The organism is Pseudomonas sp. WS 5078 (assembly GCF_012985745.1).
Taxonomy (GTDB): Bacteria; Pseudomonadota; Gammaproteobacteria; order Pseudomonadales; family Pseudomonadaceae; genus Aquipseudomonas; species Aquipseudomonas lundensis_A.
Genome location: NZ_JAAQWX010000005.1, coordinates 109,372 through 125,867 on the forward strand (window position 1 = coordinate 109,372; position 16,496 = coordinate 125,867).

Here is a 16,496-nt window from a genome sequence, read left to right on the forward strand (position 1 = left end):
ATATGTCAAAAGGGCATTCGCTACAAGACCCTTACTTGAATACTTTGCGTAAAGAGAAGGTTGGCGTTTCCATCTACCTGGTCAACGGGATCAAGCTGCAGGGGACTATTGAGTCTTTCGACCAGTTCGTGATTCTGTTGAAAAACACCGTCAGCCAAATGGTTTATAAACACGCTATCTCGACAGTCGTTCCTGTGCGTCCAATTCGTCTGCCAAGCGCAGCAGAATCGGAACAAGCAGACGCTGAGCCAGGTAACGCCTGATAGGAGTCTGCTTTGTTCTTTGAGCGCCACGGTGGTGGTGAGCGAGCAATCCTCGTTCACTTGGAAGGTCAGGACCCTGAGGCGCGCGAAGATCCGCAGGAGTTCCAGGAGTTAGCTGTGTCGGCCGGCGCCGAGACCGTCGCGTTTTTTAACGTGCCGCGTCATCGGCCATCGGCCAAGTACCTGATTGGCAGTGGCAAGGTCGAGGAGTTGCGCGACCTGGTCAAGGCCGAGAAGGTCGACATTGTGATTTTCAATCATGTCCTCACGCCCAGTCAGGAGCGAAACCTCGAACGTGTTTTCGAGTGTCGCGTGCTTGACCGTACCGGGCTGATCCTCGATATCTTCGCTCAACGCGCCCGTACCCATGAAGGCAAGCTGCAAGTCGAACTTGCACAGCTTGATCACATGAGCACGCGTCTTGTGCGCGGCTGGACCCACCTTGAGCGTCAGGGTGGCGGTATCGGTTTGCGCGGGCCGGGTGAAACCCAGCTCGAAACCGACCGGCGTCTGCTGCGTGTACGCATCAGCCAGATCAAGGCCCGTCTGAAAAAAGTCCGCAGTCAACGCGAGCAATCCCGTAGAGGGCGCCAACGCGCCGACATTCCTACGGTTTCGTTAGTGGGCTATACCAACGCCGGGAAGTCCACGCTGTTTAATGCGGTGACCGGCTCTGACGTGTTCGCAGCCGACCAGTTGTTCGCCACACTCGATCCGACCTTGCGCCGTCTCGATCTCGACGACCTTGGCCCCATCGTACTGGCTGACACCGTGGGCTTCATTCGTCATCTTCCGCACAAGCTAGTTGAAGCTTTCCGGTCTACGCTCGAAGAGTCGAGCAATTCGGATTTGTTGCTGCATGTAATTGATGCACACGAGCCGGAGCGCATGGCGCAGATCGAGCAGGTGATGGTGGTGCTGAACGAGATTGGCGCTCAGGACTTGCCGATCCTTGAGGTCTACAACAAAATCGATTTGCTCGAAGCGGTTGAGCCGCAGATTCAGCGTGATGCCGATGGCAAACCGCAGCGGGTCTGGTTGTCGGCCCGCGACGGTGAGGGGTTGGAGCTGCTGCAACAAGCCATCGCCGAGTTGTTGGGCAATGAATTGTTCGTTGGCACCTTGCGCTTGCCGCAGCGTTTTGCTCGACTGCGTGCACAGTTCTTTGAGCTGGGCGCGGTGCAAAAAGAAGAACACGACGATGAAGGTGTGTGCCTGCTGGATGTACGCCTGCCGCGAGCCGAGCTTAACCGCCTGGTCAGCCGCGAAGGGATGGAGCCAGCAGTGTTCATCGAAGAACACACTTTGCAATAAAAGCCTCGCAAAGCGGTCGTGCCGCTGTGATAGGCATTCTGTAGCATTGGTCGGCGCGCCGTGGGCGCGTCTTTGCTTTATCAGATGGAGAGCGCTATGGCTTGGAATGAGCCGGGTGGCAACTCGAACAATCAGGATCCTTGGGGTAGCAAACGCCCTAAAAATGGCGACCGCAAGGGACCACCAGATCTCGACGAGGCCTTCCGAAAGCTGCAGGAAAGCCTGAATGGGTTGTTCGGTGGTGGGAAAAAACGTACAGGCGGTAGCGATGGCGGTTCAAACGGCGGCAAAAGCGCCGGCTTTGGCGTGCTGGGCATCGTACTGGTCGTCATGGCAGCCATCTGGCTGTACAGCGCTGTTTACGTGGTCGACGAACAGGAGCAAGCCGTGGTGCTGCGCCTGGGCAAGTACTACGACACAGTTGGGCCGGGCCTGAATATCTACTTCCCGCCGTTCGATAAAAAGTACATGGAAAACGTGACGCGTGAGCGTGCGTATACCAAGCAGGGCCAAATGCTGACTGAAGACGAAAACATCGTCGAAGTGCCGCTGACCGTGCAGTACAAGATCAGCAACCTGCGCGACTTCGTGCTGAATGTCGATCAACCGGAAGTCAGTCTGCAACAGGCGACCGACAGCGCCTTGCGTCACGTCGTGGGTTCGACCTCGATGGACAAGGTTCTGACCGAAGGCCGTGAGCAGATGGCGATAGAAATCAAGGAACGCTTGCAGCGCTTCCTCGATACCTACAAAACGGGCATCACTGTGACTCAGGTCAACGTGCAGAACGCCGCAGCACCGCGCGAAGTGCAGGAAGCCTTTGATGACGTGATCCGTGCCCGTGAAGACGAGCAACGTGCCCGCAACCAGGCTGAAAGCTATGCCAATGGTGTGGTGCCGGAAGCACGTGGTCAGGCTCAGCGCATCATCGAAGATGCCAACGGCTACCGCGACGAAGTGGTTTCTCGCGCCAAGGGTGAGGCTGACCGCTTTACCAAACTGGTTGCCGAGTACCGCAAGGCGCCGGAAGTCACGCGTGATCGTCTCTACCTGGACACCATGCAGGACGTCTTCAGCAATACCAGCAAGGTACTCGTGACCGGCAATAAAAACGGCCAGAGCAACCTGCTTTACCTGCCGCTGGACAAAATGATCGAAGGCCGTAATGGCAACAGCACGCCGGCAACGGGTTCTGGCGCTGCAGCGAGCACCAATAATGATGCTGCTTCACATACCAGCACCGATCTGCCGCAACAGCCGCGTACCAGGGAGAGCCGCTGATGAGCAATAAATCGCTGATCGCCCTTATTGTCGGCGTAGTCGTGGCAGTGGTGGCCTGGAACAGCTTCTACATCGTCTCGCAAACCGAACGTGCGGTTCTGCTGCGCTTCGGCCGTGTGGTTCAGGCAGATGTCCAGCCCGGCCTGCACGTGAAGATTCCTTACGTTAACCAGGTGCGCAAGTTCGACGCCCGCCTGATGACGCTGGATGCGCCGACCCAGCGTTTTCTGACGCTGGAAAAGAAAGCTGTAATGGTTGATGCCTTCGCCAAGTGGCGTGTGAAAGATGCCGAGCGCTTCTACACCGCCACCTCCGGCATGAAGCAGATTGCTGACGAGCGCTTGTCGCGTCGTCTGGAATCCGGCCTGCGTGACCAGTTTGGTAAGCGCACCCTGCACGAAGTGGTGTCGGGTGAGCGTGATGCTTTGATGGCTGACATCACTGCGTCGCTGAACAAAATGGCTGAAAAAGAGCTGGGCATCGAAGTGGTCGACGTTCGCGTCAAGGCCATTGACCTGCCAAAAGAAGTAAACCGCAGCGTGTTCGAGCGCATGAGCACCGAGCGTGAGCGCGAAGCGCGCGAGCACCGGGCCAAGGGTAATGAGCTGGCAGAAGGCATTCGTGCCGACGCCGATCGTCAACGTCGTGTTCTGCTGGCTGAGGCATATCGTCAGTCTGAAGAGTTGCGCGGTGATGGTGATGCCCAGGCTGCTTCGATTTACTCCAAGGCTTACGGTCAGGATCAAGAGTTCTACAAGTTCTATCGCAGCCTGCGCGCTTACCGCGAAAGCTTTGCGAACAAGAGCGACGTACTGGTTCTTGACCCGAGCAGCGACTTCTTCCGTTACCTGGAAAAGTCCAAGCCGCAGCAACAATAAGGCGTCATGCCGTCCGATTGTGGTCTCTGACGTAACAATCGGGCGCATGCTTTCACTCCGCCTGGCGGGCAAATGGCCTGGCGGGGTGATCCTTTAAGAAAACGTGTGTATGATGCGGCAGCCGGGAAATTCCCGGCTTTTTTGCGTCTGCATGTTTGATTGACCGATCGGCTGGTACAGCGTCGGCAGATTTTTCGAGGAATGTGCTGTGTGAGCCTTTCGTTTAAGGCTTTTTTGCTGTGCGCGTTCAAGACGCAGCCACGTTCTGCTTTACTCAAGGCTCGCCTGCTGGCTGGCCGCCCGGATCATAGGGGAATGGCGTAATGGCAACGGTAGACCGCTGGCTCTTGCCAGATGGCATCGAAGAAGTACTTCCACCTGAAGCAGCCCGCATCGAAGTGGCGCGCCGTCAGGTGTTGGATCTGTTCCAGAGCTGGGGCTATGAGTTCGTCGTCACCCCGCATATCGAATACCTGGAGTCCTTGCTAACCGGGGCTGGCCAGGATCTCGACCTGCGGACCTTCAAGGTTATTGACCCGCAGACGGGTCGCCAGATGGGTTTTCGTGCCGACATCACGCCGCAAGTAGCGCGGATCGACGCGCATACCTTGCGCCGTGCCGGTCCTAGCCGTTTGTGCTACGCCGGCAGCGTGCTGCATGCTCAGCCGCGTGCCCTGTCATCCTCGCGCAGCCCGATCCAGCTGGGTGCCGAGCTGTATGGCGATGCGAGCCCGAGCAGCGACGTTGAAGTCATCAGCCTGATGCTGGCAATGCTGCAACTGGCTGACGTCCCGGATGTCCACATGGACCTGGGGCATGTCGGTATTTACCGTGGTTTGGCCCGTGCGGCCCGACTGTCGGTTGAAGTGGAACAACAATTGTTCGACGCCCTGCAGCGCAAGGCGATCGACGAAGTAACGGCCTTGACCGAAGGCTTGCCTGCCGATCTGGCGGACATGCTGCGGGCATTGGTTGATTTGTGTGGCGGTCGTGAGGTACTGGCTGCTGCGCGTGAGCGACTGGCCAGGGCTCCGGCGCAGGTCATGGCTGCTCTGGATGACTTGCTGGCGATTGCCGAGCGGTTGTCTGTGCGTTTCCCGCAGTTGCCGTTGTATTTCGACCTGGGTGAGTTGCGTGGGTATCACTACCACACAGGTGTGGTGTTTGCGGTTTTTGTACCGGGCGTTGGGGACTCCATTGCTCAGGGGGGGCGGTATGACGACATCGGCGCCGACTTCGGTCGTGCCCGTCCGGCAACCGGCTTCTCGACCGATTTGAAAACCCTGGTAACCCTGGGGCGTGCTGAAGTCGAGCTACCGTCTGGCGGTATCTGGATGCCTGACAGCACGGATGCGGCACTCTGGCAGCACGTTTGCCAGCTTCGCAGCCAAGGCCAGCGCGTGGTCCAGGCATTGCCTGGGCAGGCGTTGACCGCCGCCCGCGAGGACGATTGTGATCGCCAATTGATTCTGCAGAACGGCGTGTGGCAAGTGATGCCGCTCGCTTCTTGAGTTTTCCCGCCGGCGGCTGCCGGCACCAAGTTTGCGCGAATGAGGACAAGTGTTATGGGTAAGAATGTCGTAGTCCTGGGCACCCAATGGGGTGATGAGGGCAAAGGCAAGATCGTTGATCTGCTGACCGAACATGCTGCCGCTGTAGTGCGTTACCAGGGTGGCCACAACGCTGGCCACACGCTGGTTATCGACGGCGAAAAAACCGTATTGCACCTGATTCCGTCGGGCGTGTTGCGCGAAGGCGTGCAATGCCTGATCGGCAACGGCGTCGTGGTTGCTCCCGATGCCTTGCTGCGTGAAATCATCAAGCTGGAAGAGAAAGGCGTACCGGTGCGTGAGCGCCTGCGTATCAGCCCGTCCTGCCCGCTGATCCTGTCCTTCCACGTGGCGCTGGACCAGGCCCGTGAAAAGGCCCGTGGCGAGCTGAAGATCGGTACAACCGGTCGCGGCATCGGCCCGGCTTACGAAGACAAGGTTGCACGTCGTGGCCTGCGTGTCGGTGACCTGCTGAACATGCCGCGTTTCGAAGCCAAGCTGCGTGAATTGGTGGAATACCACAACTTCATGCTGGTGGGTTTCTACAAAGAGCCAGCCATCGACTTCGACAAGACCCTGGCCGAGTGCAAGGAATACGCCGAGCTGCTCAAGCCGTTGATGCTCGACGTGACTGCCGAGCTGCACGACCTGCGTCGCGCTGGCAAAGACATCATGTTCGAAGGCGCGCAAGGTTCGTTGCTCGACATCGACCACGGCACCTACCCGTACGTGACCAGCTCCAACACCACTGCCGGTGGCGTTGCGACCGGTTCGGGCGTAGGCCCGATGTTCCTGGATTACATCTTGGGCATCACCAAGGCTTACACCACGCGTGTGGGCTCGGGTCCATTCCCGACTGAGCTGTTCGACGACGTCGGCGCTCACCTGGCCAAGCAAGGTCACGAGTTCGGTGCCACCACTGGCCGTGCCCGTCGTTGCGGCTGGTTCGACGCCGTTATCCTGCGTCGCGCTATCGACGTGAACAGCATCTCGGGCATCTGCCTGACCAAGCTGGACGTACTGGACGGTCTGGAAACCATCAACATCTGCGTAGGTTACAAAGACGCAGACGGTAACGAGATCGCACCGACCGACGCTGACAGCTACGTGGGCCTGCAGCCTGTGTACGAAGAAGTGCCGGGCTGGACTGAATCGACCGTGGGCGCCAAAACCCTGGAAGAGCTGCCAGCTAACGCACGTGCTTACATCAAGCGCGTAGAAGCACTGATCGGCGCACCGATCGACATCATTTCGACTGGCCCGGACCGCAACGAAACCATCGTTCTGCGTCACCCGTTCGCTTAAGTCGTACGCTGTCAAACAAAGGGCCCTTCGGGGCCCTTTGTTGTTTTTGCCGCGAATGCAGTTCACGGCATGACCCTTGCTGTAGAGAACCCATCAAAGGTGCCATCAATGTAATGGCACCGTCGTAGAGGGGTTCGTCATGTCAGCCATTCTTTCTCTGTTACAAAGCCGACTGTTGCGGCCCGTGTTCGTTACCCTTGGTATCGCCCTTTTGGTGCAAGTACTGGTCGCGGTTGCACTGACACGGAGCACGGTCACGGCGTTGGAGTCGGATCTGCACACGCGTTTGGGGGCCGACAGTCAAAAACTCTCGGCGGAACTGGAGCAAGCCGGAAACGAAGTAAAAGGCAGTCTGGAAGGCTTGTCGGCGAGTACGCGGCAACGCCTGACAGCAGGGTTATCCCCGCGCTTGAAAGCCGAGCAGGCGCAGGTGCGTACGACCCTTGAAAAAAGCTTGATGGATTCCGCGAACGACATGGCGCAACTCCTTGCCGCCGTAGCGCCGCGTGCGATGTGGGACAGCGACGTGCCTACCCTGTCTGAATTCGCCCGTCGTGCTCAGCGTAATCCCAACGTGCTGTTTGTGGTCTACGACGACGCCACCGGCCAGCACCTCACGCGTTACCTCAACCGTGAAAACCCAATCAACAAAGCGCTGCTGGAAAAGGGTCAGGGGGAGCGTGCGCTGGATAAAGTGCTGGATGCGGCCCGCCATGCTCCGGCGGTGTATTACCTCGAAGCCCCTATCAGCCCCAATGGTGTGGAGATTGGCAAAGTTCTCATGGGCGTTTCCACCGCGACGATTGAGCAGGACGTGGTGGCGCTCGATAAACGTTTTAACGGGTTGATTGCCAGCAGTGAGCAGTTGGTCAGCGAAAGTCTGCAAGGGGCGGCCGCCGACAGTGCGGGCGCATTGCGTTCGCGACTGGAATCGGCCCAAGCCGCAGCCGCCCAGATGCAGGCCAATACCGCCAGCACTGTGCGTGATGCGGCGGACACCCTGCGCTGGCGCATTGGGCTGGGGCTGGCGATTGTCGGCTTTGCTGTCCTGCTGCTGGTGGCCGTAGTGCTGGGGCGGCGCGTGGTCAACAAGCTCTTGTTGCTGATCGCGGCACTGGATGACTTGGCTGCCGGGGAGGGCGACCTGACCAAGCGCGTAGGGCTTACCAGTAAAGATGAAATCGGTGACATGGCGGGCGCGGTCAACCGCTTTGTCGATAAATTACAGCCCATCGTGCGTGAAGCAGGGGACGTGGCGCAGCGCACCGGTGTCGAAATCGGTGCCATGACCCTGCGCAATGCCGGAGCGGACGCCGCCGCGCAATTGCAGCGTGATGAGGTGGCTCAAAGTCTGGACGCCTTGTCGACCATGGCCGATGACGCGCAAACGGAAAGCCAGGCGATGCAGGCAGCGCTGCAACAGGTGATGGATATTCGCCAGGCCACTGATGAAAACACCCGTACCTCCGCGCAGGTAGGCGGTCTGATCGAAGCGCTGGCGGAGCAGGTCGGTGCCGGGGCCAAAGTGATCGAGCGATTGGCACAGCAAAGCGAGCAGATCGAAGTGGTCCTGACTGTGATTCACGGTATCGCAGAGCAAACTAACTTGCTGGCCCTTAACGCAGCCATTGAGGCGGCGCGAGCGGGAGAGACCGGTCGGGGCTTTGCGGTTGTGGCAGACGAGGTGCGAGCACTGGCGAGCAAAACGCAAAGCTCGACGGGCGATATCCAGGCGCACATCGTGGCCTTGCAGCAAGGTGCTAAAGAAGCGGTCACTGCTATCGGGCTAGCGGGGCGTCAAGCGGATGAGGGGCTGGCGGTGCTGCGTGGCAGCGTGCAATTACAGAAAACCGTCCAGGCCTCGGTGGAGAAGGTGCATGCCGCCATTGACGACGCCACCCGAGCCGCAGCTCATCAGGCGCAGGGTGCCCATGCGGTGCGTGCGCGGGTGCAAGTGATCCATGCGCAGACCGAGCGGGCGGCACAGGCTGTGAGTGAAACCACGGCCAGTGGAAGGGTGCTGGATGGGTTGGCAGCGCAGTTGAAGGCGAGTCTTGGGCAGTTTCGTGCCTGAAAGCCAAGGCCTCACCCTGCCTCTCATTGCGTGAGTGGGGCGGGGTGAGGGCCTACTGTTTACCGGCTTAAATACATCCGTGTGGTCAGCAAATACACCGGCAACCCTGACACCAGAATCAACAGCGCGGCATACGGCGCCGCCGCAGCGAACTCGATGTTTGAGGTGTGCGACCACACTTGCGTAGCCAGCGTATTAAGCCCGGTCGGGCTCAGCAGCAATGTCGCCGTCAGTTCTTTCATCGCATCGAGGAACACCAGCGCAAACGCTGCGCCCAAGGCCGGGAAGATAATCGGCAATGTCACGCGGCAAAATGCCGAGAACGATGAAGCCCCCAGCGTGCGTGCCGCCTCTTCAAGTTGCGGCGCGGCCTTGTTCAGCGCCGTGCGGATCGGGGCTTGAGCCAGCGGTAAAAACAACAACGCGTATGCGATCAGCAGCAAGGCCGAGGTTTGGTACAGCGCAGGCACGTAATGCAGGGCGAAGTACACCAGCGCCAAGGCAATCACCAGGCCCGGCAAGGCGTGCAGCAGATACGGTAAACGTTCGGCCCAGATCGCCAACTGACCTTTATAACGCACCACCAGCAACCCCACCGGCACCGCCAGTACCAGACACAGCGCTGCACCGCCCAATGCCAAGGACAGCGATGAGAACAAAGCTTCGCCAATCTCCGCCATCGGGAAGGCGGCCGAGCTGCCTTTGACCAGCCAGTACACCAACATACCCAACGGAATCCCGCTGCCAATGATCGCCAGTACCAGGCAATACAACTGACCTGCCAACGCAAACGTGCCCAGACGCACTTGTTCGGCATGACGTGCGGCACCCTGGCCGATGCGCACATGGCGCCCCTTGCCGCGCACTTTGAGTTCCAGCCACAACAACGTCAGGCACATCACCAGCAGCACGGCTGACAGCATTGCCGCATTGGCATTACTGAATTCCAGTTCGAACTGCTGATAAATCGCAGTGGTGAACGTTTGCAGGCCGATGATCGACAGCGCGCCGAACTCCACCAGCATATGCAGTGCAATCAGCAGCGAACCGGCCAGTAGCGATGGCCACAACAGCGGCAGGGTGATCCTGAAAAACACGCCCCAGCGGTTCTGGCCCAAAGTGCGGGCCGACTCTTCCAGGGCCGGGTCGAGGTTGCGCAACGTGGCCGCAACCGGGAGGAAAATCAGCGGGTACTTGGACAGGCTCATCACCAGAATGGCGCCGCCCAACCCTTCAAAACTGGAGCTGAGCGACACCCAAGTGAAGCTGCTGACAAACGCCGGGACCGCGAACGGCAGGCACAAAATCACCCCCCACAAACGGCGTCCCGGCAGGTTGCTGCGTTCCAGCAACCACGCCAGTGACAGACCGACCAGTGCGCAGGTCACGGTTACGCCTACCATCAGCAGTAACGTGTTGCGCATCAGGCCGAACACATAAGGCCGCCACAACATATGCGCCGCTTGCGCCCATCCGGCTTGCCAGGCTTTGGTGCCGACATACAGCAGCGGCAACAGGCTCAGACCCACCAGCAACAGGACGGGCAACAGCAACCAGATCGAAGGCCGTTTGCGTTTCAGGGTGAAGCGGGCAGGTTGGGTGGCCGCGAGCATTAGAGCAGGCCAACGTCGCGTTCGAGGTCCAGCGCTTCTTCGGCGTTGCCCAGATCGGCCGGGGTTACTTTTGGCGGTTGCAACTCATCGAACGGCTTGAGCCCGCGCTCCGAGACCATGCCTTTGCGCATCGGGTATTCCGCAGTGGTGTTGGTAATCACGCGCTGGCCTTCTTCGCTGGCCATGTACGCCAGCAATTGCTGGGCTTCTTTCGGATGCTTGCTGGCTTTGAGCACACCTGCGCTGGACACGGTAATCAAGCCGCCCGCATCACCGTCGGTGAAGTAATGCAGCTTGGAGTCCAGTTGGCCTTTTTCGCGCTGCAAGGCAAACCAGTAGTAGTTATTGACCAACACTGCCGCCACTTCGCCATTCTCGACAGCTTTGAGCGCCACCATGTTGTTGGTGTAGGTCTTGCCGAAGGCACGCAGGCCAGTCAGCCATTCTTCTGCGGCTTCACGGCCATGCAGTTTGATGATGGCCACGGCTTGTTCCTGAAACGCGCCGCTGGTGGGCACGAAACCGATCTTGCCTTGCCATTCGGGGTCAGCAAAGTCCAGTACCGACTTGGGGAGGTCCTTTTCATCAATCTTTTTCGGGTTGAACGCAACCACGCGAGTACGTGCAGTCACGCCGATCCACGTGCCATTGGCGGCCACGTATTCCTTGGGCAGTGCTTGCAGGGTGGCGTCATCAGCCTTGGCCAGGAAACCCTGTTCGCCCAGGTTGTTCAGTGGCGGGGATTCCTCGGCGTAGAACACGTCGGCGGGCGAGCGATCACCTTCTTCCATGATTTGGCTGGCCAGCTGGTTGCTGCTGCCTTTGCGCACATTCACATGAATGCCGGTCTTGGCTTCGAACGCGGCGGCGAGGTTATCACCGACCTCCTTGTGCTGACCGTTGTAGAGCGTCAGGGAGACTTTGTCGGCGGCGTAGGCGGTAGGTGCGGTGAGTGTGAGACCGATAGCGGCGATCGACAGGCCGCGCAGTAGGAATGTCGCAAGCTGGGTATTTCGGAGCATCATTCGCTGGGTTCCTCGCTTGGGTACTACAAAACTTGTAACAATAATAAACGATATTGTTTCTCATGTGCGCTTGACCCAGCGTCCAATTGCGCAAACGCGACCAACTGTGATGCCGTTGCCCTCATAGCGTGTCGAGAAAACTGCGCAAGGCCCGTAATTCTTCCTTATCCATGTTCAGGGCTTTCAGACGTTCGCTGGTGGTGGGGAACAGCGGATCGTTGATTTGTTGCGCGGTGGGCCGTGGGCGCGGCATGCCCATGTTGTAAAACGCCAGCGTGCCTTCCATGTTCACGAACAGACCGTTATGCATCCACGGCGCGGTTTTGCTGACTAGTCGCAGGGACGGCGTACGGAAGGCGCCGACGTCTTCGGGCTTGTGGGTCACTTCGTAACGCCCCAGGTCCTCATATTTACGTCCGTAATAACTCAGTCCCACGTTATGGAATTGTTCGTCGCTCAAGGCGGGGCCGAAGTGGCAGTTCATGCAACGCGCTTTGGTGCGGAACAGGTGCAGGCCGTAAAGTTGCTCCTCGCTCATGCGCTGCGGGCGCCCGCGCAGTAATTGTTCAAAGGCGGTCGTGCGGGTAGCCGTTACCAGCGTGCGTTGAAAGGTCGCCAATGCGTGTGCGGTTTTTTCCTGGGTAATCGGCCCGGGCCCAAAGACGCGGGCAAACTGCGCCACGTAGGACGTGTCCGAGTTGAGTCGTTGCAACAGTTGCGGGATGTCGAAGGCCATTTCCACTGGGTCAGTGATCGGGTGCATGGCCTGTTGTTCAAGATTACCGCCGCGGCCATCCCAGAACAGCGCAGTGCTGTAGCCGCTCATCACCAGGCTGGGCGCATTGCGGCGGCCGTTTTGGCGGTCATGGCCAAAAGATACGCGTCGGCCATCGGCAAACGCCATGTCGGCTTCATGGCAGGACGCACAGGCAATCTGCCCTGAGCGCGACAGCTTGGGGTCGTTGAACAGTTTTTTACCCAGGGCGGCCTTGTCCTCGTTGAAGGGGTTGCTGGGGGGCGCGGGGGCATGAGCGGGGAGAGCGGCCATCTCTTGCCATTGCACGTCGGCGTCTATGCGAGGTGCTGGCCATTGCGCAATGGGCTGGCGATAAAGATTCGCGATGCAGGTTTTGTACTCGGCGGACCCTGCGATGCAGGGTTCAGCGGCGTGCGCGCTGCAGGCTAGTGCGCCCAGCCATAACCCAAGCACGCAGCGATGAAGGAGACTGTTCAAAATGTGTAACCCACTTCGACCATAAATTGGCGACCCACTTCAAAGGTTGTCATCCCCGTGGTGTCGGTGGTGCTGACGATTTGTTTGTCCAGCAGGTTGGTGACATCCAGGTTGACGAACACCGACTGGTCCCTGGCTGTTGGCATTTTCCAGGCCAGGCGGGTATCCCAGGTCAAGGCCCCGGAAAACGCTGTCTCTTCCCAGACGCGCACGGCATCCCCCTGAAACGCCGTGGTTTTACCCGTGGCCGCGATGCGCCGGTAGCCGTCGCGATAGCGCAGGAAGTTGCTCCACGTCAGGTGCAACGGTTCAACCTCGGTGACGGTGGTCAGGCGTGCCGTCCAGGGGCGGTTGTAATTGCTCGCGGGCATGTCCGAATAGTTCATGAACTTGCCGTCGTACTGGATCGTAGGGTCTTCCACATAAAGGGCGCCGATGTTAGCGCTGTAGTTGGACAGGCCAGTGTTTTGCACATTGCTCCAGTCCATGGCGAATTGCCCTGTGGTGCGGGTGCTGCCCACCACGAGGGGGTGCAGCGGGGTGATGGTCAGGGTGTAGATGTCAGCTTCGCTTTGGCCGCCGTTGTAATAGGTGTAGTAATTGGCCGCCAGGGTGGTGGGGTCGTCGGTGGGCGCACCGATCTGCGAGCCCCAGGCGCGGCTGACTTGCTCGCGGCCCTTACGGTTGACGTATTTGACGGCGAATTCGGTGTCCCACTGCACGTGGCTCAGGCCCAAGGTGAGTTCGTCGTCGTAGGGCACCTTCAACTGGTTGAACTTGCTGTCGTTGGGCGCGCGTTTGGTCATTTGCCAATCGGCCGAAGGTGTGGGCCGCGTGTATTCGGTGTTCATGGCGGCCACCCCGTCGCGCAGTTTGTAGGCGTACAGGTTGCGTCCGTAGTAACGATTGGCGCCCGCGGTGAGTCGGGTCTGCCCGTTGCCGAATACATCCAGCTCCACGGCGAATCGCGGCGCAAGTGTGACTTGTTTCATGTAGTCATCGCCGTCCATGCGCAAGCCGGGTCTCACGGTCAGGCGTTTGTAGCGTATTTCGTCCTGGATATAGAGCGCCCAGGAGCGCGTGTCGAAGGACGTCTTACCTTGGGTCACGGTTTTTTTGTTGGCATATTGCCCTTCCCAACCATTGACGGTCGTGCCCATCGAGCACAGCGGGTCATTGGCCGGGCAGGACGTGGCCTTGGCCACCGAATAACTGGTGTAGGGCGTGGCGCGCTCGTACATCACCGAGTTTTGCGCCAGCTCCAGACCGGTTTGCACGGCATGATCGACGCCCAGCCAGTTGACGCTGTTCCAGTCTGCCTTGAGCTTGTAGACCAGGGTTTTCTGCGCTTCATCGATATAGCCGAACCCGCCTTCCGTGGCCGTAAGCGCATTGGTCCAGTCTTTGGTTGTAGAGGTGCGCCAGAACACCATGTAATCGCTGTCCGAGGTGCGGGAGGTGTTCATCTGGCTCCAGCTGAGATTTTGCTCAACCCGTGCCAGCGGGGCATTCCAGACCGCGCGAGCGCTGATACTGTCACCGCCGGCTTTCATGATGCGACCGGAATAAATAGCGTTGGGCCCAAACGTTTCAGCAGTTTCTGGTGCGTGGGTGATGCTCACGTCCAACTTCCAGTCGTCGTTGACCTGCCAAGCGGCCTTGAGGAAGTAGTTGTCGATGCGTCGGGTCTGAACCTCGGCGGCATTGGCCGTTTCCGTCTGGTTGGAGACTGAAAACACGCGGGTCGGGATCGTGGAGTCCTTGCGCGAAAAGCTACCGAGCAAGCCGAAGTTCTCGGTCAAGTGACCTTCGAGGGTGGCGCGGGTGATGATTTTTTTAAATTCGGGCTGTGAGCTATTGCCGAACCCCGCCTCGTAATTCTCCAGATCGGGGTCGTCTTCGTTCAGGTGATACCGGGTCCATTCCGAGCGCGTCATTTGTACCGACAGCTTGCCGTGCAGGTCCATGCTCGGGTCACGTGTGTCTGCCTGCACCACACCGCCGTTGAAGCCACCATATTCGACGGGCACGTTGCTGTCGTAGACCTTGATGTCATTGAGCAGGTCAGTGTCGAGGGCCAGGCCTTGGCTGCGGCCAGGTATCTCGTCCATGTCATCGTTGGTGTTGCCGGGGTCCAGGTCGTTGTTCATGTTCATGCCGTCGACTATGAACAGGTTCTGCCAGGGCTGGGCGCCGTTGATGCTGATGTTGGCCGGGGCGATTTCACCGGGGGACTTACTGTTGAGCTGATTGTTGTCGAATTGCACGTTGGGGTTGGTGCGCAACAGGCTGGTGATGTCGCCATTGCCCGAAGGCAGGCTCTCGATCATTTGCCGGTCGATGACTTGCTCACCTTGGTACACCGAATCCATAGCGGTAATGGGCGTGCTTTTAATTAACAGCACATCACTTTCGGTGGGCGGCAGGATGGACACGCTGTCGGCGGACGTGACTTCCCATTGCAGCCCGCTGCCACTCAGCAGGCGGGCGAGGGCTTTCTCGGGGGTCATGTTGCCACTTACGGCGGCGCTGCCATGGGCTGCCAGTAGCGCGCTTTCCGCGCTGACTTGCCAGCCGGACTGTTGTGAAAACGCAATCAGCGCGGTAGCCAACGACTGGGCCGGAATCTGAAAGCGCAACTGCTGCTGACTAATCTGAGCCTGCGCTTCAGGAAGAGCGGCGCAGCTCAGTGAGGGCAGAAGCAGGCACGCAGCAAAGGAAAACGACCTGTAGCGAGGCAGGCTGACGCAACAACGCAAACGCGGACAAGGCATGAGATGACCTACGAAATGAAACGTCATAGTCACTAATACGAATCTTTATCAGTGACGTTCGTAGGTAAAGACGCCCGACGAATCAGGATTTCCATAAATAAATGAAAATAATCGTGGGAGCCGAAAAGGCGAGCGCAGGACCGCCCAGGTATTGCTTGTCATCGCCTCGCGCGGGGGTGACCGCTAGGGTTTTGTCGAAACGATCAACGTATACGGCACGCTGTCCTGCACATGTCCGCCAAGCGGCGCGATGGCTGCTTGCAGGGCGCGCTTGGGGTCGCGCAGGTTGAGGGCGGCTGTAATGCGACGCTGGCCGAGTGTGTTGTCTGTCAGCACAATCAGACCCGGCTGATAGCGCCGCAATTGTGCGATTACGTCATCCACCGTTTGGTTGATCGCCACCAGTTGCCAGCGTCGCCAGGGGGCGATGTGTTCGGCGGGCAGTTGAGTGAGGCGGGTGCTTTGCTCCGACGCGTTGAAGCGAAGTTGATCACCGTGGTGCAGTACGTGGTCGGGCCCGTCAGATGATTGCGAAGTTTTGACGGCCACCGTGCCGCTTTCAACGCTGACGTCTACATTGTTATCGTTCAGGTTCACGGCAAATTCAGTCCCGGTTACCCGCACGCGCACAGCGCCAGCATTGACGTAGAACGCGCGCGCAGCATCGGGCTTTACCGAGAAAAATGCCTGGCCGCGCAACAACGTGACCACCCTTCGCTGCGGGTCGATTTGCACGTCCACCACGCTATTGCTGTCGAGCAATACGTGGCTGCCGTCGCTCAGGGTGATGTCGCGGTGTTCGGCCGTCGGGCTATGAAAATCGGCACGCACGGCTTGCCAGTCCGGCAGCAGCATGAACATCGCGCAGGCTGCGACGGCTGCGCCGATCAGCGAGCGGTTACGGCGGCTAAAGCGTCTTGGGGCAGGCGCGGCCGACACCATGGGCGAGGCTGAAGGTTCCACGGGCAGGCTCAGCGCCTCGCCGCTCATGCGCCAGACTTTCAAGGCTTTACGGTAGGCCGCTTCATGCTCGGGTGCACTGGCACGCCATTCGCTCAGCTGTTTGTTCAGGCGGGGGTCGTCAGGGTGCTGCTGAATCAGCAGCAGCCAGTCGAGCGCAGTCTCCCAGACCGGGTTCGGGGTTTCAGACGTCACGGCGCACGCCACTGGATTCAAGCATGTGGG

12 protein-coding genes are annotated in these 16,496 nt (G+C 59.2%); 7 read left to right on the plus strand and 5 right to left on the minus strand.

Going from position 1 to position 16,496, the window contains the following annotated elements:
- Window positions 1-2 precede the first annotated feature (2 nt).
- The 7 genes from hfq (at window position 3) to HBN68_RS09075 (ending at window position 8,665) form a co-directional block, all read left to right on the plus strand.
- Window positions 3-263 (plus strand): RNA chaperone Hfq, encoded by a 261-nt coding sequence (gene hfq, locus HBN68_RS09045; RefSeq protein WP_047273123.1) that lies wholly within the window; start codon window positions 3-5, stop codon window positions 261-263.
- 12 nt (window positions 264-275) lie between these two features.
- Window positions 276-1,577: a ribosome rescue GTPase HflX gene (hflX, locus tag HBN68_RS09050; protein WP_047273124.1), complete on the plus strand. Its 1,302-nt coding sequence runs from the start codon at window positions 276-278 to the stop codon at window positions 1,575-1,577.
- 96 nt (window positions 1,578-1,673) lie between these two features.
- Window positions 1,674-2,858 carry an FtsH protease activity modulator HflK gene (gene hflK, locus HBN68_RS09055; protein WP_094991958.1) on the plus strand — a complete coding sequence of 395 codons (1,185 nt, stop codon included), beginning with the start codon at window positions 1,674-1,676 and terminating at the stop codon, window positions 2,856-2,858.
- Window positions 2,858-3,736: a protease modulator HflC gene (gene hflC, locus HBN68_RS09060; RefSeq protein ID WP_094991959.1), complete on the plus strand. Its 879-nt coding sequence runs from the start codon at window positions 2,858-2,860 to the stop codon at window positions 3,734-3,736. Before hflK ends, hflC begins: the two co-directional genes overlap by 1 nt.
- A gap of 323 nt (window positions 3,737-4,059) precedes the next feature.
- Window positions 4,060-5,247 (plus strand): ATP phosphoribosyltransferase regulatory subunit, encoded by a 1,188-nt coding sequence (locus HBN68_RS09065; RefSeq protein ID WP_169963733.1) that lies wholly within the window; start codon window positions 4,060-4,062, stop codon window positions 5,245-5,247.
- Between the two features lie 54 nt (window positions 5,248-5,301).
- Complete coding sequence (locus tag HBN68_RS09070) at window positions 5,302-6,591, plus strand: adenylosuccinate synthase (RefSeq protein ID WP_047273128.1); 1,290 nt, start codon at window positions 5,302-5,304, stop codon at window positions 6,589-6,591.
- 139 nt (window positions 6,592-6,730) lie between these two features.
- Entirely contained in the window at window positions 6,731-8,665 is a 1,935-nt protein-coding gene (locus HBN68_RS09075; RefSeq protein WP_169963735.1) for a methyl-accepting chemotaxis protein, read from the plus strand.
- Window positions 8,666-8,724: 59 nt separating this feature from the next.
- Here the strand turns inward: HBN68_RS09075 and HBN68_RS09080 are convergent, their stop codons facing one another.
- The 5 genes from HBN68_RS09080 to HBN68_RS09100 all read right to left on the minus strand — a co-directional run bounded on the left by HBN68_RS09080 (window position 8,725) and on the right by HBN68_RS09100 (window position 16,466).
- Window positions 8,725-10,278 carry an iron ABC transporter permease gene (locus HBN68_RS09080; protein ID WP_094991962.1) on the minus strand — a complete coding sequence of 518 codons (1,554 nt, stop codon included), beginning with the start codon at window positions 10,276-10,278 and terminating at the stop codon, window positions 8,725-8,727.
- On the minus strand, window positions 10,278-11,303 hold the full coding sequence (locus HBN68_RS09085; RefSeq protein ID WP_094991963.1) for an iron ABC transporter substrate-binding protein: 1,026 nt from the start codon (window positions 11,301-11,303) through the stop codon (window positions 10,278-10,280). Before HBN68_RS09085 ends, HBN68_RS09080 begins: the two co-directional genes overlap by 1 nt.
- A gap of 121 nt (window positions 11,304-11,424) precedes the next feature.
- Window positions 11,425-12,537 carry a cytochrome c peroxidase gene (locus HBN68_RS09090; protein WP_262373493.1) on the minus strand — a complete coding sequence of 371 codons (1,113 nt, stop codon included), beginning with the start codon at window positions 12,535-12,537 and terminating at the stop codon, window positions 11,425-11,427.
- Window positions 12,534-15,176, minus strand: coding sequence for a TonB-dependent receptor (locus tag HBN68_RS09095; RefSeq protein WP_262373494.1), 2,643 nt, complete (start codon window positions 15,174-15,176; stop codon window positions 12,534-12,536). The genes HBN68_RS09090 and HBN68_RS09095 overlap by 4 nt, the downstream gene beginning before the upstream one ends.
- A gap of 318 nt (window positions 15,177-15,494) precedes the next feature.
- Entirely contained in the window at window positions 15,495-16,466 is a 972-nt protein-coding gene (locus HBN68_RS09100) for a FecR domain-containing protein (protein ID WP_169963737.1), read from the minus strand.
- Between the last annotated feature and the right edge of the window lie 30 nt (window positions 16,467-16,496).